This window comes from Pseudorhodoferax sp. Leaf265 (assembly GCF_001422365.1).
Taxonomy (GTDB): Bacteria; Pseudomonadota; Gammaproteobacteria; order Burkholderiales; family Burkholderiaceae_C; genus Pseudorhodoferax.
Genome location: NZ_LMMT01000036.1, coordinates 35,858 through 53,095, shown reverse-complemented (window position 1 = coordinate 53,095; position 17,238 = coordinate 35,858). Strand labels below are relative to the sequence as shown.

The following is a 17,238-nucleotide window of genomic DNA, read 5'->3' as shown; positions in this document are numbered from 1 at the left end:
CGCGGTGGACTGCCATGGCGCTGGCAAGCCTGTCGCTGCTGGGCTGCGACCCGCAGCGCATCGATGCGCTGGAGGAGGGTGTGGCGACCGAGGCCGACGTGCGCAAGCAGTTCGGCGAGCCCGAGAAGATCTGGGATGCGCCGGGCGGCGGCCGCACCTTCGAGTACAACCGCCAGCCCGCCGGCCACCGCAACTACATGATCACCATCGGCCCGGACGGCAAGATGAGCGCGCTGCGCCAGGTGCTCACGCCCGAGAACTTCGCCAAGGTGCAGCCCGGCATGATGATGGAAGACGTGCGCAAGATGCTCGGCAAGCCGATGAAGATCACGCCCTACGACCTGCAGCGCGAAGTGGTCTACGACTGGCGCTACCTGCAGGCGCCCAACACCTCGATGGTGTTCAGCGTGGTCTTCAACACCGACTACCGGGTGCTGCGCACCGGCTCCATGCTCGACCCGCAGGCGCCGGAGAACAAGGTCCAGTAACGGCGCCGCATGGCCGCTACACCCGGCCGCTGACCGGTAGCGCGACCCCGTGCACGGCGCGCGCCGCGTCGGACGCGAGGAAGCCGATCACCTCGGCCAGCGCCGCGGGCGCGACCCAGCGCGAGGCGTCCGCCTCGGGCATGGCGGCGCGGTTGTCGGGCGTGTCGATCACCGAGGGCAGCACGCAGTTCACCTGGATGCCCTGGTCGCGCAGTTCGGCCGACATCGATTCCGTCAGCCGCATCAGCGCGCTCTTGGACGCGCAGTAGCCGCCCATGTGGGCCGCGCCGCGCTGCGCCGCACCGGCGCCCACCGTCACGATGCGGCCGGCGCCCTGGGCCAGCATGCGCGGCACCACAGCGGCCGCCACGTGCAGCAGGCTGCGCGCGTTGAGGTCCATCAGCAGGTCCCAGCTGCCGTCAGCGAGCATGTGCACCGCCTCGCCCATGCGGAAGCCGCCTGCCAGGTGGCACAGCACGTCGATGCGCTGCGGTGCGGGGCAAGCCAGCGCGATGCGGCCGAGCAGCTGCGGGCGGTCGAGCAGGTCGGCTTCGACCAGCACCGCGCCTGGCAGCGCGCCGTACAGGCGCTGCAGCGCCTGCGCATCGCGGTCCAGCAGCAGCAGGCGCGCGCCGGCCTGGTGGAAATGGGTCGCCACGGCCTGGCCCAGTTGGCCGGCGGCGCCGGTGACCAGCACCACGGGTGCCGGCGCCGTCATGCGGTCACCTGCTGGCGCTTGCGCGCGTGGTAGCGGCCGGTGCCGCGCGCCAGCACGGTGTCGCCCGGCAGCAGCTCGCCGGGCGCGTGCTCGGCGGCGCCACGCACGCGCGCGTAGGAGGGGGCGAAGTCGACCTGGGCCAGGGCCAGCAGGTCGTCGAGGTGGTCCAGCACGAAGTAGGTCTCCTGGAAATCGTCGATGCGGTAGCGCGTGCGCATCACGCGCTCGAGCGCGAAGCGCACGCGGTTGGGCGAATCGTCCTCGACCGAGAACCGCGTCTCGGTGGACGAGGACACGATGCCGGCGCCGTAGATGCGCGGGGCACCTTCTTCCAGCACCAGCCCGAATTCCACCGTGTACCAGTACACGCGTGCCAACTGCTCCAGCATGCCGAGCGACTTGGCGCGCAGGCCGCCCTGGCCGTACGCCTGGATGAAGCCGGCCATCACCGGGTTCATCAGCATGGGCACGTGGCCGAACACGTCGTGGAAGACGTCGGGCTCCTCCAGGTAGTCGAGCTCATGCGCCTTTCGGATGAACTGGCCGGCGGGAAAGCGCCGGTGGGCCAGGTGCTCGAAGAACACGTCGTCCGGCACCAGGCCGGGCACGGCCACGACCTGCCAGCCGGTGCGCTGCATCAACACCTCCGACAGCTCCTCGAAGTCGGGGATGCGGTCGGCGCACAGCGGCAGTTCGGCCATGCCGCGCACGAAGGCGGCGCAGGCCCGGCCGGGCAGCAGCCGGCTCTGGCGTTCGAACAAGGTCTTCCACACCGCATGCTCCTGCGCGGTGTAGCGGTCCCAGTCCTGGGCGATGGTCCAGTCGGGCCGCTCGGGGCGCGGGCCGCCGCCGGCCAGGCCGTGCAGGGTGCTGGCGGTGGGATCGGCTTCATGCATGCGCGTGCTCCTCGAAGGGGGCGGCCTGCTGCGCGAGCGCCGCGGCGACCTGGTCCATGGTGCGGGCCAGCCGGATGTCGCGCAGCGACAGGCCGCCCGCGTCGTGGGTGGTGAGCGTGACGTCCACGCGGTTGTAGACGTTGAACCACTCGGGGTGGTGGTCGTGCTTCTCGGCGTGCACCGCGATCTGGCACATGAAACCCATGGCCTGCGCGAAGTCGCGGAACAGGAAGCGGCGCGACAGCGTGCCGCCGCGTTCCGTATCGGCCTGCCAGGCGGGCAACTGGACCAGCAGCGGCTGCAGTTGGGCGGGGGACAGTCTCATCTCGGACTCCTTCAAAAGTTGGACAGGCTGGGCAAGACCGTGCCTTCGCAGCGGCCGAAGCCGATGCGTGCAGCCCCGGGTCGCGCGCACCAGCCGCGCAGCGTCACGCTGTCGCCGTCCTGCAGCCAGGTGCGCGCCTCGCCGTTCGGCAGCCGGACCGGCTGCGTGCCGCCGCTGGTCAGCTCGATCAGCGCGCCGGCCTGGTCCAGCGTGGGGCCGGACAGCGTGCCGCTGCCGAACAGGTCGCCGCTTTGCAGATTGCAGCCGTTGACCGTGTGGTGCGCCACCATCTGCGCCACCGTCCAGTAGGCGTGGCGGTAGCTGGTCTGCACGATGGGGGCCGGCGCCTGGCCGGCTGCGCGCATGGTGGCGGTTTGCAGCTCCACCGTCAGCTGGATGTCGAACGCGCCGGCCGCGCGGTTGTGGGCCGAGTCCAGGTAGGGCAGGGGCTGCGGGTCGCCGGCCGGCCGCTCGAAGGCCACACGGTACGGCGCCAGGGCCTGCAGCGTGACGATCCAGGGCGAGACCGTGGTGGCGAAGTTCTTCGACAGGAAGGGCCCCAACGGCTGGTACTCCCAGCCCTGGATGTCACGCGCCGACCAGTCGTTCAACAGGCACAGGCCGAACACATGGTCCTCGGCCCCCTGCATGGCGATCGGCTCGCCCGGCGCATTGCCGGTGCCGATGAACACGCCCAGCTCCAGCTCGATGTCCAGCCGCTGGCATGGCCCCAGGCGGGGCGACGCGGCGCCTGGCGCCATGGTCTGGCCGATGGGCCGGCGAAAGCGCTGGCCCGACACGCCGATGCTGGAGGCACGCCCGTGGTAGCCGATCGGCACCCACTTGTAGTTGGGCAGCAGCGGGTTGTCGGGACGGAACTGCCGGCCGATGTGGGTGGCGTGGTGGATCGAGGTGTAGAAGTCGGTGTAGTCGCCGATGCAGGCCGGCAGGCCGTACTCGGCCTCGGCCTGCGGCACCAGGCAGGCCTGCCAGGCGGACTGCTGCGGCGCGCCGGCGCGCAGGCCATCGGACAGGGCATGGCGCAGCGCGCTCCAGGCCGCCGGGCCCATGGCCATCAGCGTGTTGAGTTGCGGCTGGGCTGCCGCCGCCGCGGCCGTGGCCGCCAGGCCCTGCAGCGTGCCGCTGCGCTGCAGGGCCGCCAGGTCCAGCACCTGGTCGCCGATGGCCACGCCACCGCGGTAGGGCTCGGCCGTGCCCTGGCGGCGAAAGCTGGCAAAGGGCAGGTTCTGGATCGGGAAGTCGGTGTCGGCCGCGTGGGCCGAGGCGACCCAGCTGCGCAACGCCGGATCGTGCGTGGCGTCGATCATGCGGCGCCCTGGAGTTCGCGCGCGTGCAGGAAGGCCGCGTGCCGGGGCGCGCGCTTGGTCCTGGACCAATCCTCCAGCATGTCCCATTTCACGGCATCGAGCCGCCGGACCAGGGCCTCTTCCTGCGGGTCGGGGCAGGCCAGCTCCACGCGGTGGCCGTTGGGGTCGAAGAAGTAGATCGAGTGGAACGCGCCGTGGTCGGTCACCCCGAGCACCGGCACGCCCCTGGATTCCAGGTGCGCCTTGAACTGCAGCAGCTCGGCGCGGTCCTTCACCCGGAAGGCCATGTGCTGCACCCACTCGGGCGTGTTGGGATCGCGGCCCATGGGCGGCTGCGTGGGCAGCTCGAAGAAGGCCAGCACGTTGCCGTTGCCGGCGTCCAGGAAGACGTGCATGTACGGGTCCGGCGCCTTGGTGGAGGGCACCATGTCCTCGGCGATGGCCAGCACGAAATCCATGTTGAGCATGTCGCGGTACCAGAGCACGGTCTCCTTGGCGTCCCTGCAGCGGTAGGCGACGTGGTGGATGCGGTCGATCTTCATGGGGATGCTCCTGTTCAAGCGGGCGTGCCGGACATGTCCAGCGCCTGCACTTCGATCTCGACGGCCACGCCGAAGGCCAGCTCGGCCTGCACCAGGCTGCGCACGGGATAGCGGCCCTCCTGGAAGTAGCTGCGGTAGACCGCGTTGAACGCGGCGAAGTCGGCCAGGTCGCGCAGCCAGACGGTGGTCTTGACCACCTGGTCCAGCGTGCTGCCCAGGCCCTGCAGCGTGCCGGCGATGGTCTGCAGCACCGCATGGGTCTGCTCTTCGATGCTGCCGGCGTGCGGCTTGCCGGCAGCGTCGAAGGGGATCTGGCCCGACAGCATGAGCAGGCCGGCTGCGCGGACGGCGGTGGAGAACGGCATGGGGCCGGGGGCGGGGTGGAAGGTGGCGGACATGGGCTTGGTTCAGGCAGCGCCCTGCACGGAAGGCAGGGCCGGGCGGGACGACAGGGCGCGGAAGGCGAGGTACAGCACGCCGATCCAGACCGGGATGGCCAGGGCCGAGCCGCGGATGGACGGGGTCAGCAGCATGACGCCGACCACCAGCGCCATGCCGGCCAGGCAGACGAAGTTGGACACCGGGGCGAACGGGGCACGGAAGGCCAGCGGCGTCCCGTTGCGCACCGCATCGCGGCGAAAGCGCATGTGCGTGACGATGATGACGACCCAGGTGATCACCAGCGAGGCCACGATCAGCGACATCAGCAGTTCGATCAGGCCGTGCGGGGCCACATAGTTCAGCACCACGCACAGGGCGGTGGCCAGGCCCGGGTAGACGATGGCGCGCACCGGCACGCCGCGCCGGTTGACCTGCATCAGCGCGCGCGGCGCATTGCCCTCGCTGGCCATGCCGTACAGCAGGCGGCTGGTGCTGTAGACCATGCTGTTGTAGACCGACAGCGTGGCGGTCAGGATCACGAAGTTCAGCACATGGGCCGCCAGGGTCTGGCCGATGCCCGAGATCACCAGCACGAACGGGCTGTTGCTGTAGGTGTCGCCGCCGGCCTTGAGCTGGGCGACCAGGTCGGTCCAGGGCGTCAGCGACAGCAGCACGGCCATCGAGCCCACATAGAACACCAGCACGCGCCAGACCAGCTGGTTGATGGCCTTGGGGATGACCTTGCGCGGCTGGTCGGTCTCGGCCGCCGCGAAGCCCAGCATCTCGACGCCGCCGAACGCGAACATGATGAAGGCCAGCGACATGACCAGGCCGGCGATGCCGTTGGGCATGAAGCCGCCGTGCGTCCACAGGTTGCTGACGGTCTGGGTCGGATTGCTGGTGGTCGAGAGCAGGTAGATGCCGGTGGCGATCATGGCCACCACAGCGACGATCTTGATCAGCGCGAACCAGAACTCGAACTCGCCGTAGGCCTTGACGTTGATGAAGTTCACCGCGTTGATCAGCACGAAGAACACGGCGGCCGTGGCCCAGGTCGGTACCTCGGGCCACCAGTACTGGATGAACTTGCCGCAGGCGGTCAGCTCCAGCATGCCCACCAGCACATACAGCGCGATGCAGTTCCAGCCCGACAGGAAGCCCGCGAAGCGGCCCAGGTGGCGGTTGGCGAAGTAGCTGAACGAGCCGGCGTTGGGCGCCTCGACCAGCATCTCACCCAGGAAACGCATGATCAGGAAGATCAGCGCGCCGCCGATGGCATAGCCCAGCAGCACGGCCGGGCCGGCCATCTCGATGATGCCGGCCGAGCCCAGGAACAGGCCGGTGCCGATGGTGCCGCCCAGCGCGATCAGCTGGATGTGGCGGTTCTGGAGCTTGCGCTCCAGGTGGCCGCTGTGGGTGGGTGTCATGGGAATGTCTCCTCGGGTCAAGGTGGGGGGGGCGGCGGCTCGTGGCCGCCTTGGGAATCTCGGGGATGTCGGGGGATGGCGGGGGCGAAGGGCCTATTGCTCGGCCTTGCCGCGCCACATGTCCCAGGCCAGGGTCAGGCCCACGCCGACGTCGCGCACCGGGCGCGGCGGGATGTAGTTGGCCGTGCCCTGCACCAGGAAGTCGTCGATCAGCGTGTTCTTGTGGCCCAGGGCGTGGTCGGCGATCAGCATGCCGGCGGCCGTGTGCCGCACGATGCCAGAGCCGTTGCAGCAGGAGGCGGCCCAGGCCTGCGGGCCGATCTGGTCGAACGCCGGCGCGTGGTTGTGCGAGACGGCCAGCCAGCCCATCCAGAAATGCTCCAGTTCGATGGCGCCCAACTGCGGGAAGCGGCGGCGCAGCAGCTCCAGGTTCATCGCGCGGGCCTCGGCGCGGCGCGCGTCGTCGGTGCGCAGTTCGGGCGAGTATTCGAAGCCCTGGCGGATCATCAACCGTCCGTCGGCGGTCAGCCGCACGGTGGAGCCGGCCACGCCGTGCGCAGGCGTCACGCCCCAGACCGGTTCGGACCCCAGCCGGGCCAGCTGCGCGGGAGCCAGCCGGTGCGTGAGGCTGGCGAACAGCAGCACCGGTACCTGGCGTTCACGGAACACGCCGAAGGATTGCGAGTAGGCGTTGACGGTCAGGACCACGCGGCCGGCGCGGATGCGGCGGCCCTGGGCCGTGCGCACGTGTGGGTTCGCACCCTTGAGCTCGACCTCGACCACCGGCGTGTTCTCGAACAGCTGCACCTGCGCGGGCAGGCTGTCGGCCAGGCCCCGCACCAGTGCGGCGGGGTTCAACAGCCGGGTGCCCGGGGTGTAGACCGCCGCCGCGTAGTAGCTGGTGCCCAGGCGCTTGCGCAGCGCGTCTCGGTCCAGGTAGGCATAGGGCTCGTCCCAGGCCTGCAGGTTGCGGACATAGGGCTGCAGCGCGCTCTCGGCCACCGCGTCCGTCACCGCCACGTGGTAGCGGCCGCGCCGGGCCCAGTCGCACTGGATGCGGTGTTCGGCCACGAGGCTTTCCAGCGCGTCCACCGCGAAGCGGTTGACCCGGATGACGCGCCGGCCGGCTTCAACATCGGCGTCGGATGGCGCGGAGCTGTGCGGCAGGTCGATGGCGAAGCCCGAGTTGCGGCCCGAGGCGTTCTCGCCGACCACACTGGCATCGACCACGGCGATGCTGGCATGGGGTTCCTGGGCCGCCAGTTGGCGGGCAGCGGCCAGGCCGGCATAGCCGGCGCCGATGACCAGGAAGTCCACCGACAGATCCTGCTGCAGCGGCGCGCGCGGCTGGCGCGGGCCAAGCAATGCGCTCCAGCCGTTGGTGTTGTCGTCGGTCGGCAGGCGGTCGATGTCGTGGGGCAAGGCTGAACTCCGCAGGGTGGGCCTTGTGGGCCGGTGCGGAAATTGTGCAGTATCAATAAATTATTATTGTTTAGTGTATGACCCTATGGACAGGTGGCGGGGAAAAAGTTAAAGCGGCCAGCGCGGCGGGCGTCCGGCCATATCAATTTATTATTTGTGAATGACCGTTCGCCGCAGCTCCACGCCCTCCGACGAAGCCCGCGTCCGCACGCCGCAGAGCGAGCGCGTGGAAGCGACCCGGCGCAAGATCATCGAAGCGGCGCTGACGCTGCTGCGCGAGGAGGGTTTCAAGAGCGCCACGCTGCAGGCGATCGCACGCCGCGCCGAGGTCAGCATGGGTGCGCTGCAGCACCACTTCGAGAGCCGTGACGTGCTGATGGAGCGGCTGGTGGCCGAGGTCATGGCGCCGTTGGGCGACCAGGGCGGGGTCTGGCCGGACCCGGCACTGCCGCTGGAGCAGCGCGCGCCGCAGTTCGTCCAGCGCGCCTGGCAGCACATCTTCGGTGCGCCGAACTACCAGACGGCCTGGAGCCTGTTCTTCGGCTGCAAGGCGATTCCGTCGCTGTTCGCGCGCATCGAGAACTACCGCGAGGAGGTGGACCGCGGGTTCTACACGCAGTTCTTCGCCACCTTCCCCGAGCTGAAAACCCATCCCCATCCGCAGGGCGTGGCCTCGGTGGTCTTCTCCTCGCTGCGCGGCGCGGCGGTGCAGGAGTTGTTCACGGTCGATGCGGCCGAGAAGGTGGGCAGCCTGGAGGTGCTGGCCGAGCTGATCATGGGCGCCTGCGCCCACCGCGCGCACTGAGCGGCGGCGCTATTCGTTGTCGGGTGTCACCACGTCCACGGCGGCGCCCACGGCCTTGCCGGTGACCTTCACGGCGCCCACGGCCACGTCCGCCGCGACGCCCACGGCCGTGGCCCCCACGCTCACGACCGCACCCGCCACCGTCACCACCGCGCAGCCGCCCATCGCCATGCAGGCCAGGGCGGCGAGCAGGGCGGCCGCGTGCCGCATCAGCGCACCCGCATGCCGGGCTGGGCGCCGGGCCAGGGCTCCAGCACGTGGATGCCGGGCTGGGCCTTCTCGTCGGCGTGGCTGGCGGCCAGCACCATGCCTTCGCTGACGCCGAACTTCATCTTGCGCGGTGCGAGGTTGGCGACCATCACGGTCAGCTTGCCGACCAACTGCTCGGGCTGGTAGGCGCTGGCAATGCCGCTGAACACATTGCGCGTGCGGCCTTCGCCGGCGTCCAGCGTCAGGCGCAGCAGCTTGGTCGAGCCTTCGACCTTCTCGCAGGCCACGATCTGGGCGATGCGCAGGTCGATCTTGGCGAAGTCGTCGATGCTGATGGTTCCGGCGATCTCCTCGCCACCGGGCAGCAGCTTCTCGGGCTCGGGGGCCGCCGGCGGCTCGAACAGCGCGTCGAGCTGCTTGATGTCCACGCGTTGCATGAGGTGCTGGTACGCGCCGATGGCATGGCCCGCGCCCAGCAGCCGGTCGGCGTCGGACCACTGCAGCGGCTCCACCTTGAGGAAGGCCTCGACCTGCGCCGCCAGCGCCGGCAGCACGGGCTTCAAGTACAGGGCCAGCAGCCGGAAGGCCTCGATGCAGGTGCTGCAGACATCCTGTAGCCGCGCATCCGCGCCCTCTTGCTTGGCGAGTTCCCAGGGCTTGTTCGCGTCCACGTACTCGTTCACGCGGTCGGCCAGCAGCATGATCTCGCGCAGCGCGCGTGCGGTGTCGCGGCGCTCGAAGGCATCGGCGATGCCCTCGGCCTCGCCCTGCAGCGTTGCCAGCAGGGCCTGCCCATCGGCACCTGGCGCGCCGAGCTGGCCGGCGAAGCGCTTGGCGATGAAGCCGGCCGCGCGCGAGGCAATGTTGACGAACTTGCCGATCAGGTCGGCGTTCACGCGCGCCAGGAAGTCGTCGCGGTTGAAGTCGATGTCCTCGTTGCGGCCGTTGAGCTTGGCGGCGATGTAGTAGCGCAGCCATTCGGCGTTCATGCCCAGGCTCAGGTACTTGAGCGGGTCCAGGCCGGTGCCGCGGCTCTTGCTCATCTTCTCGCCGTTGTTGACGGTCAAAAAGCCGTGCACGAACACGTTGTTGGGCACCTTGCGGCCAGCGAAGTGCAGCACGGCGGGCCAGAACAGCGTGTGGAAGGTGACGATGTCCTTGCCGATGAAGTGGTACTGCTCCAGCGCCGGGTCGGCCATGTAGGCATCGAAGTCCTGGCCGCGCTGGTTGAGCAAATTCTTCAGCGAAGCCAGGTAGCCGATGGGTGCGTCGAACCACACGTAGAAGTACTTGCCCGGCGCATCGGGGATCTCGATGCCGAAGTAGGGCGCCTCACGCGAGATGTCCCAGTCCGCCAGGCCTTCGCTGGTGCTGCCGTCGGGGTTCTTGCGCACCGTGAACCACTCGCGCACCTTGTTCGCCACTTCGCTCTGCAGGCCGCTCTCGGTGATCCAGCCCTGCAGGTACTCGGCGCAGCGTGGGTCGGACAGGCTGAAGAAGAAATGCTCGCTGGTGCGCAGCTCGGGCTTGGCGCCGCTCAGTGCCGAATACGGGTTCTTGAGGTCGGTGGGCGTGTAGACGGCGCTGCACACCTCGCAGTTGTCGCCGTACTGGTCCTTGGCACCGCAGTTGGGGCATTCGCCCTTGATGAAGCGGTCGGGCAGGAACATGTTCTTCTCGGGGTCGAAGAACTGCTCCACGCTCTTTTGCGCGATCAGGCCGGCCGCGCGCAGCGCGCGGTAGATGTCTGCGCACAGCGCATGGTTCTCGGCGCTGTCGGTGTGGCTCCAGTTGTCGAAGGCGACATGGAAGCCGTCCAGGTACTGCTTGCGGCCCGCGGCGATGTCGGCCACGAACTGCTGGGGCGTCTTGCCGGCCTTCTCGGCCGCGATCATGATGGGCGCGCCGTGCGCGTCGTCGGCGCCCACGAAGTTCACCTGTGCGCCCCGCATGCGCTGGAACCGCACCCAGATGTCGGCCTGGATGTACTCCATGATGTGGCCGATGTGGAAGTTGCCGTTGGCATACGGCAGCGCGGTGGTGGCGAAGATCTTGCGCGGGGCGGACATCTGGAAGGGGCGCTTTCAGGAAAGGGCGGTGGCGTTGCGCGCCGGCCGGCGCGCAAGGGACGGGTATTTTAGGAGTGCGCTGCGCCGCGCACCCGGCTCGGTACACTTTGCGCCCCCAAAGGAGTGAATGCCAAGATGCCAGTGACGGAACAGGCGCTGACCGACGCGCTCAAGCAGGTGGTCGATCCGAACACCGGCAAGGACTTCGTGTCCACCAAGCTGCTGCGCAACCTCAGCGTGCAAGGCGGCGAGGTGGCCTTCGACGTGGAGCTCGGCTACCCGGCCAAGAGCCAGATCCCCGCGCTGCGCAGCGCGCTGGTGGCCGCGGCCCGCAGCGTGCCGGGCGTGGACAACGTGTCCGTCAACATCGCCAGCAAGATCACCGCGCATGCCGTGCAGCGCGGCGTGCAGCTGCTGCCGGGCGTGAAGAACATCGTGGCCGTGGCCTCGGGCAAGGGCGGCGTGGGCAAGAGCACCACTTCGGCCAACCTGGCGCTGGCGCTGGCCGCCGAGGGCGCCCGCGTGGGCCTGCTGGACGCCGACATCTACGGCCCCAGCCAGGCCATGATGATGGGCCTGTCGGGCCGGCCCGAGAGCCTGGACGGCAAGACCATGGAGCCCCTGCCGGGCCACGGCGTGCAGGTCATGTCCATCGGCCTCCTGGTCGACCAGGACCAGGCCATGATCTGGCGCGGTCCGATGGCCACGCAGGCGCTGGAGCAGATGCTGCGCCAGACCAACTGGACCGACCTGGACTACCTCATCGTCGACCTGCCGCCCGGCACTGGCGACATCCAGCTCACGCTGAGCCAGCGTGTGCCCATGACCGGTGCGGTGATCGTCACCACGCCGCAGGACATCGCGCTGATCGACGCCAAGAAGGCCGTCAAGATGTTCGAGAAGGTGGGCGTGCCCATCCTGGGCCTGGTGGAGAACATGGCCGTGCACGTCTGCAGCAACTGTGGCCACCAGGAGCACATCTTCGGCGCCGACGGCGGCAAGAAGATGGCGGCCGAGTACAAGATGGACTACCTGGGCGCACTGCCGCTGGCGCGGGCCATCCGCGAGCAGGCCGACAGCGGCACGCCCACCGTGGTGGCCGAGCCCGATGGCGAGCTGGCCGGCATCTACAAGGCCGTGGCGCGCCAGGTGGCGGTGGCCATCGCGCAGAAGAACAAGGACTTCTCGTCCAAGTTCCCGACCATCAAGGTGTCCAAGGACACCTGAGGCCGCACGCGCGAGGAGCAGGACCCCGTGGCCACGCAGCAGGACGCCGGCATCTGCCTTCCCGCCGGCACGCGCCGCGTGGTGGTGCAGCGCGGCCCCGGTGCGCCGGGCGCCGATGGCGTGGCCGAGGAAGTGCCGGTCGCGCTCGAATACAACGGCATCTCGCACGCCGTGATGCTGGCCACGCCGCTGGACCTGGAGGACTTCGCGCTCGGCTTCTCGCTGACCGAAGGCATCGTCGACAGCCGTGCCGACGTGCGCGAGATCGAACTCGTGGAGGGCTGCGGCGGGCTCACGGTCCAGCTGCAGATCGCCTCCGGCTGCTTCGCGCGGCTCAAGGACAAGCGCCGCAGCCTGGCCGGCCGCACCGGTTGCGGCCTGTGCGGCGCCGAGAGCCTGCCGCAGGCCGTGCAGCGGCCCGCGCCGCTGCAGAGCGCGGCCCGCTTCGAAGCCGCCGCCGTGTCGCAGGCCGTGCGGGCCCTGGACCTGCGCCAGCCGCTGCGCGATGCGAGCGGCGCCACACATGCAGCCGGCTTCGCCGATGCGCAGGGCCGCCTGCTGCTGGTGCGCGAGGACGTGGGCCGGCACAACGCGCTGGACAAGCTGGTCGGCGCGCTGCTGGCGGCGAACCGGCCAGCACAGGACGGCTTCGTCGTCGTGACCAGCCGCGCGAGCTACGAGATGGTGGGCAAGACCGTGCGTGCGGGCAGCGCATTGCTGGCGGCGGTCTCGGGCGTCACGGGCCTGGCGATCGACCACGCGGCGGATGCGAATCTGGCACTGGTCGGCTTCGCGCGCGGCGACAGGCTCAGCGTCTACACGCACCCCGAACGCGTGCTCTGGCCGGCCGCGGCCTGATGGTGCGCTGCCGGCGCGCGGCATAGGCCGTGCACACCTCCTTCGTTCTTTTGCTGCTCGCCATCGCCGTGGCCTGGTGGCCGCAGCCGCAGCGCGGCTGGCCGGGCCATGTGCCGCCCTGGGCGCTGCTGTACGGCATTGCCGTGGCCCTGGCCTGGCACCACGGCCTGCTGCGCCCGCCGGCACTTGCCGCGCTGGCAGCGCTGTTTGTGCTGGCCACCGCGGCGGCGCACGCGCAGAACCGTGCGTTGCGCCTGCTGCTCTGGCTGGCGCTGGCAGGCCTGTGCGCGGCACTGGCCTTGCACCGCGTGCCGGGCTTTCACAACCCCGTGTTGCTGGACGGCGTGCGCTGGTCGCCCGGGGCGCCGGCGTTCACGCAGCGCCTGAACTTCGACAAGGGCTCGGTGGGGCTGGCGCTGCTGGTGCTGCTGGTGCCGGCAGCGCAAGGCGACAGCCGGCGCGCGGTGGTGCCGACAGCGGCCATCGCGCTGGCGACGCTGTGCGGGGTGCTGGGCCTGGGCTGGTGGCTGGGCCTGGTGCGGCCGGACCTCAAGTGGAACCTGCAGCTGGCCTGGTTCCTGCCCGTGAACCTGCTGCTGACCTGTGTGGCCGAGGAGGCGCTGTTCCGCCTGCTCGTGCAGGACGCGCTGGCGGGCCGCTTCGCTGCGCCCGCGGTACGGCCCGCGGCGGGGCGCGCTGCGCTGGCCGTGCTGCTGTCGGCCGCGCTGTTCGGCCTGGCGCACCTGGCGGGCGGGCCGCGCATGGCCCTGCTGGCGGGCCTCACGGGCCTGGGCGCGGCGCTGGCCTATACCGTGACAGGCCGGCTCGGCCCGGCGGTGCTGGTGCACTTCGCCGTCAATGCCGTGCACGCGCTGGCCTTCACCTACCCTACGCTGTCTGGCCGTTGAAGGCTCAGGCGGCCTTGCCGGCCAGCATGCCCGCGCCCACGTCCGCCGGCACCTGCCGGTAGTGCCACAGCGCGAGCGCGCCGACCGCGGCCACGGCCAGGAAGGCCAGGTGGAAGTCCTGCAGCAGCACCTGGCCGCCGACCTGCGCATGCATCTGGCCCGCCAGCGCCAGCGCCAGTGCCGCGACCGCCACGCCCATGGCCGCGGCCACCTGCATGGTGATGGCCGACAGCGTGGAGCCGGCGCCCATCTGTGGGGCAGCTCGATCATCATGAGCGTGGAGTTGGCCGTCAGCAGCATGGAGCGCGCACAGCCGGCCAGCACCAGCAGCGCGGCCAGCACGGGCCAGCCGGTCTGCGGCGTGACGGCCGCGAACGCCGCGATGCCCAGCACGCTCAGGCTGCCCGCCACCAGCAGCACGCGCCGAAAGCCGAAGCGCTTGAGGATGGGCGTGGTGACCGACTTGAGCGCCAGGTTGCCCAGGAAGTAGGGCAGCAGCATGGCGCCGGCCGTCACCGCGTCGTGGCCCAGGCCGAGCTGGAACAAGAGCGGCAGCAGGAAGGGCGTGGCCTGGATGCTCATCGAGGCCAGCGTGCCGCCCAGCGAGGCGATGGAAAAGCTGCGCCAGCCGAACGGCGCCAGGCTCACGAGCGGGTGCGGCGCGCGGCGCAGGTGGCGTGCCGTCCAGGCCAGCAGCGCCAGCCCCGCCAGGGTGGCCAGCAACGCGGGCAGCCGCGAGGCCGCAGGATCGGTCGCGTGCGCGGCCGACTCCAGCCCCGTGATCAGCAGGCACAGCCCGCCGATCGCACCCACGGCGCCGGGCCGGTCCAGCGGCCGCGGCGCCGGCGCGGCATCGGCCGGCACCCAGCGCCGCACCAGCCACAGGCCGACCAGGCCGATCGGCACGTTGAGCAGGAAGTTCCAGTGCCAGGACCAGTAGGTCGTGATGAACCCACCCAGCGGCGGCCCCAGCACGGGTGCGAACAGCACGGGCCAGGTCAGCAGCGCGGTGATGGCGATGCGGTCTTCGGTGCGCGAACCGCGCAGTGCGATGGCGCGGCCGAGCGGCAGCAGCAGCCCGCCGCCCAGGCCTTGCAGCGCACGCGCCGCGATGAGCTGGCCCGGCGTCTGCGCCAGCCCGCACACCAGCGAGGCCAGCGTGAACACGCCCACGGCCACGAGGAACAGCCGGCGCATGCCGTAGCGTTCGGCCAGCCAGGAGGCCAGCGGCAGCACCACGGCGCTGGCCAGCAGGTAGGCCGTGACGGTGGCGCTGAGCGCCAGCGGCTGGGCGCCGAGATCACGTGCGATGGAGGGCAGCGAGGTGTTCAGGATGCTGCTGTCCAGCATCAGCATGAACATCACGGCCGCGACGGTCAGCGTCACGCGCCGGTAGCCGGGGATGGTGTGATTGGTTGACATTGTCTCCATTGTTGCCGTGATTGGTTGATATCGTCAACCATGGCCGCGCGCCCCTAAAATCGCGCCCTTTCCCTGCTTTCCGGACCCATTCCCATGACCGCCACCATCCTGAACCGCCTGCCTGCAGGCGAGCGCGTCGGCATCGCCTTCTCCGGCGGCCTGGACACCAGCGCCGCCGTGCACTGGATGCGCGCCAAGGGCGCCATTCCCTGCGCCTACACCGCGAACCTGGGCCAGCCCGACGAGAGCGACTACGACGATATCCCGAAGAAGGCCCTGGCCTATGGCGCCGAGAAGGCGCGCCTGGTCGACTGCCGCCCGCAACTGGTGGCCGAGGGCATCGCCGCGATCCAGTCCGGCGCCTTCCATGTCAGCACCGGCGGCGCCACCTACTTCAACACCACGCCGCTGGGCCGCGCGGTCACCGGCACCGTGCTGGTGGTGGCCATGCGCGAGGACGGGGTCGACATCTGGGGCGACGGCAGCACCTACAAGGGCAACGACATCGAGCGCTTCTACCGCTACGGCCTGCTCGCCAACCCCAAGCTGCGCATCTACAAGCCCTGGCTGGACCAGGCCTTCATCGACGAGCTGGGCGGACGCAAGGAGATGAGCGAGTACCTCATCGCCAACGGCTTCGACTACAAGATGAGCGTGGAGAAGGCCTACAGCACCGATTCCAACCTGCTGGGCGCCACGCACGAGGCCAAGGACCTGGAGTTCCTGAACGCCGGCATGCACATCGTCAAGCCCATCATGGGCGTGCCGTTCTGGCGCGAGGACTGCGTCGTCAAGCCCGAGACGGTGTCCATCCGCTTCGAGGAAGGCCAGCCCGTCGCGCTGAACGGCCGCACCTTCGACAGCCCGCTGGCGCTGTTCATGGAAGCCAACGTGATCGGCGGGCGCCACGGCATCGGCATGTGCGACCAGATCGAGAACCGCATCATCGAGGCCAAGAGCCGCGGCATCTACGAGGCCCCGGGCATGGCGCTGCTGCACATCGCCTACGAGCGCCTGGTCACCGGCATCCACAACGAAGACACCATCGAGCAGTACCGCGCCAACGGCCGCAAGCTCGGCCGCCTGCTGTACCAGGGCCGCTGGTTCGACAGCCAGGCGCTGATGCTGCGCGAGACCGCGCAGCGCTGGGTGGCCCGCGCCATCACCGGCGAGGTGACGCTGGAGCTGCGCCGCGGCAACGACTACTCGCTGATGGACACGGCCAGCCCCAACCTGACCTACAAGCCCGAGCGCCTGTCGATGGAGAAGGTGGAAGACGCGGCCTTCACGCCGGCCGACCGCATCGGCCAGTTGACCATGCGCAACCTGGACATCGCCGACACGCGCGACAAGCTGGCGATCTACGCGGGCGTGGGTCTGCTCGGCAAGGGCGGCGACACCGACCTGCCGCTGCTCTCGCAAGGCGAATAAGCCGCAAGGCCCGGACGGCGGCACGCCATGACGCTGGAACTGCTGGCAGCCCTGGGCAAGGGCTTCCTGTTCGCGTTCGTCACCGTGCTGCCCATCCTGAACCCGGCCGCCGCGGCGCCGGTGTTTCTGAGCCTGACCGACGGGGCCGCGCCGCCCACGCGCGCGCTGCTGGCGCGGCGCATCGCACGCAACGTGTTCTGGCTCATGCTGGGCGCGATGCTGGTGGGCGTGTACGTGCTGGACTTCTTCGGCATCTCTCTGCCCATCGTGCGCGTGGGCGGCGGCATGGTCGTTGCGGCCAGCGCCTGGCGCCTGCTCAACACCTCGCAGACCAGCAGCGACCACCGCACCGCGCTGGCCGAGGCCTACACGCCCGAGATGGCCAGGCGCCAGGCCTTCTACCCGCTGACCTTCCCGATCACCTCGGGCCCGGGCTCGATCACGGCAGCGATCACCGTGGGCGTCTCGCTGGCCGACCCGCGGCTGTTGTTGGCGCTGGCGCGCACCGGGGGCGCGGTGCTGGCGCTGCTGGTCATCGGCGTGCTGGTGTACCTGGCCTACCGCTACGCCGACCGGCTGCTCAAGCCGCTGGGCGAGGCCGGCATGATCATCTTCCTGCGTCTTTCGGCCTTCATCCTGCTCTGCCTGGGCGTGCAGATCGTCTGGAATGGCGTGCACGAGCTGGTGCTGGGGCTGCTGCGCGAGGCGGGCGGCTAGAATACGAGCCCCTTCGGCGACTTGCCGGTATACACAAAGTGCGTTGCACGGTACCGGCACCCAG

The 17,238-nt window shown here is 70.0% G+C and carries 19 protein-coding genes and 1 pseudogene; 8 read left to right on the top strand and 12 right to left on the bottom strand.

Going from position 1 to position 17,238, the window contains the following annotated elements:
• Nucleotides 1-14 precede the first annotated feature (14 nt).
• Nucleotides 15-488 (top strand): outer membrane protein assembly factor BamE, encoded by a 474-nt coding sequence (gene bamE, locus ASF45_RS23800; protein WP_056668984.1) that lies wholly within the window; start codon nucleotides 15-17, stop codon nucleotides 486-488.
• 16 nt (nucleotides 489-504) lie between these two features.
• Here bamE and ASF45_RS23795 read toward each other — a convergent pair whose 3' ends face one another.
• The 8 genes from ASF45_RS23795 to ASF45_RS23760 all read right to left on the bottom strand — a co-directional run bounded on the left by ASF45_RS23795 (nucleotide 505) and on the right by ASF45_RS23760 (nucleotide 7,527).
• Complete coding sequence (locus tag ASF45_RS23795) at nucleotides 505-1,206, bottom strand: SDR family NAD(P)-dependent oxidoreductase (RefSeq protein WP_056668981.1); 702 nt, start codon at nucleotides 1,204-1,206, stop codon at nucleotides 505-507.
• Nucleotides 1,203-2,102, bottom strand: coding sequence for a phenylalanine 4-monooxygenase (phhA, locus tag ASF45_RS23790; protein WP_056668979.1), 900 nt, complete (start codon nucleotides 2,100-2,102; stop codon nucleotides 1,203-1,205). Before phhA ends, ASF45_RS23795 begins: the two co-directional genes overlap by 4 nt.
• Nucleotides 2,095-2,427, bottom strand: a complete 333-nt coding sequence (locus tag ASF45_RS23785) for a 4a-hydroxytetrahydrobiopterin dehydratase (protein ID WP_056668976.1) — start codon at nucleotides 2,425-2,427, stop codon at nucleotides 2,095-2,097. The genes phhA and ASF45_RS23785 overlap by 8 nt, the downstream gene beginning before the upstream one ends.
• An 11-nt stretch (nucleotides 2,428-2,438) precedes the next feature.
• Complete coding sequence (gene fahA / locus ASF45_RS23780; RefSeq protein ID WP_056668973.1) at nucleotides 2,439-3,755, bottom strand: fumarylacetoacetase; 1,317 nt, start codon at nucleotides 3,753-3,755, stop codon at nucleotides 2,439-2,441.
• On the bottom strand, nucleotides 3,752-4,297 hold the full coding sequence (locus ASF45_RS23775; protein WP_056668968.1) for a VOC family protein: 546 nt from the start codon (nucleotides 4,295-4,297) through the stop codon (nucleotides 3,752-3,754). The genes fahA and ASF45_RS23775 overlap by 4 nt, the downstream gene beginning before the upstream one ends.
• A 14-nt stretch (nucleotides 4,298-4,311) precedes the next feature.
• The gene (locus tag ASF45_RS23770) at nucleotides 4,312-4,695 is read right to left on the bottom strand and encodes a RidA family protein (protein ID WP_056668964.1); all 384 of its coding nucleotides are present in this window, start codon (nucleotides 4,693-4,695) and stop codon (nucleotides 4,312-4,314) included.
• A gap of 9 nt (nucleotides 4,696-4,704) precedes the next feature.
• Nucleotides 4,705-6,105 carry an amino acid permease gene (locus ASF45_RS23765; protein ID WP_056668961.1) on the bottom strand — a complete coding sequence of 467 codons (1,401 nt, stop codon included), beginning with the start codon at nucleotides 6,103-6,105 and terminating at the stop codon, nucleotides 4,705-4,707.
• Nucleotides 6,106-6,198: 93 nt separating this feature from the next.
• Entirely contained in the window at nucleotides 6,199-7,527 is a 1,329-nt protein-coding gene (locus ASF45_RS23760) for an FAD-binding oxidoreductase (protein WP_056668958.1), read from the bottom strand.
• Between the two features lie 160 nt (nucleotides 7,528-7,687).
• Here ASF45_RS23760 and ASF45_RS23755 point away from each other — a divergent pair, with 160 nt between their 5' ends.
• A complete protein-coding gene (locus tag ASF45_RS23755) occupies nucleotides 7,688-8,332 on the top strand; it encodes a TetR/AcrR family transcriptional regulator (protein WP_056668955.1) in 645 nt (214 codons plus the stop codon).
• Between the two features lie 9 nt (nucleotides 8,333-8,341).
• On the opposite strand, the gene ASF45_RS23750 is transcribed toward ASF45_RS23755, so the two are convergent.
• Both ASF45_RS23750 and metG read right to left on the bottom strand, forming a co-directional pair.
• Nucleotides 8,342-8,542, bottom strand: coding sequence for a hypothetical protein (locus ASF45_RS23750; protein ID WP_056668953.1), 201 nt, complete (start codon nucleotides 8,540-8,542; stop codon nucleotides 8,342-8,344).
• Nucleotides 8,542-10,611, bottom strand: coding sequence for a methionine--tRNA ligase (gene metG / locus ASF45_RS23745; RefSeq protein ID WP_056668949.1), 2,070 nt, complete (start codon nucleotides 10,609-10,611; stop codon nucleotides 8,542-8,544). Before metG ends, ASF45_RS23750 begins: the two co-directional genes overlap by 1 nt.
• Nucleotides 10,612-10,746: 135 nt before the next feature.
• On the opposite strand from metG, the gene apbC reads away from it, so the two are divergent.
• Genes apbC through ASF45_RS23730 form a run of 3 tightly spaced genes read left to right on the top strand, consistent with a single transcriptional unit; the run spans nucleotide 10,747 to nucleotide 13,604 of the window.
• Nucleotides 10,747-11,838 (top strand): iron-sulfur cluster carrier protein ApbC, encoded by a 1,092-nt coding sequence (gene apbC / locus ASF45_RS23740; RefSeq protein ID WP_056669956.1) that lies wholly within the window; start codon nucleotides 10,747-10,749, stop codon nucleotides 11,836-11,838.
• A gap of 27 nt (nucleotides 11,839-11,865) precedes the next feature.
• Nucleotides 11,866-12,696 (top strand): formate dehydrogenase accessory sulfurtransferase FdhD, encoded by an 831-nt coding sequence (gene fdhD, locus ASF45_RS23735; protein WP_056668946.1) that lies wholly within the window; start codon nucleotides 11,866-11,868, stop codon nucleotides 12,694-12,696.
• 29 nt (nucleotides 12,697-12,725) lie between these two features.
• Nucleotides 12,726-13,604, top strand: a complete 879-nt coding sequence (locus ASF45_RS23730; protein WP_063887770.1) for a CPBP family intramembrane glutamic endopeptidase — start codon at nucleotides 12,726-12,728, stop codon at nucleotides 13,602-13,604.
• A 4-nt stretch (nucleotides 13,605-13,608) separates the two neighbouring features.
• Here the strand turns inward: ASF45_RS23730 and ASF45_RS35585 are convergent, their stop codons facing one another.
• Both ASF45_RS35585 and ASF45_RS37150 read right to left on the bottom strand, forming a co-directional pair.
• A complete protein-coding gene (locus tag ASF45_RS35585; protein WP_056668940.1) occupies nucleotides 13,609-13,854 on the bottom strand; it encodes a hypothetical protein in 246 nt (81 codons plus the stop codon).
• 59 nt (nucleotides 13,855-13,913) lie between these two features.
• A pseudogene (locus tag ASF45_RS37150) lies at nucleotides 13,914-14,915 on the bottom strand (MFS transporter); the annotation flags it as partial.
• Here ASF45_RS37150 and ASF45_RS36860 point away from each other — a divergent pair.
• The 3 genes from ASF45_RS36860 to ASF45_RS23700 all read left to right on the top strand — a co-directional run bounded on the left by ASF45_RS36860 (nucleotide 14,866) and on the right by ASF45_RS23700 (nucleotide 17,174).
• Nucleotides 14,866-15,000 carry a hypothetical protein gene (locus tag ASF45_RS36860; RefSeq protein WP_255357807.1) on the top strand — a complete coding sequence of 45 codons (135 nt, stop codon included), beginning with the start codon at nucleotides 14,866-14,868 and terminating at the stop codon, nucleotides 14,998-15,000. The pseudogene ASF45_RS37150 and the gene ASF45_RS36860 sit on opposite strands and share 50 nt — an antisense overlap.
• A gap of 119 nt (nucleotides 15,001-15,119) precedes the next feature.
• Entirely contained in the window at nucleotides 15,120-16,457 is a 1,338-nt protein-coding gene (argG, locus tag ASF45_RS23705; RefSeq protein ID WP_056668928.1) for an argininosuccinate synthase, read from the top strand.
• Between the two features lie 27 nt (nucleotides 16,458-16,484).
• Complete coding sequence (locus ASF45_RS23700) at nucleotides 16,485-17,174, top strand: MarC family protein (RefSeq protein WP_056668925.1); 690 nt, start codon at nucleotides 16,485-16,487, stop codon at nucleotides 17,172-17,174.
• Nucleotides 17,175-17,238: the final 64 nt, after the last annotated feature.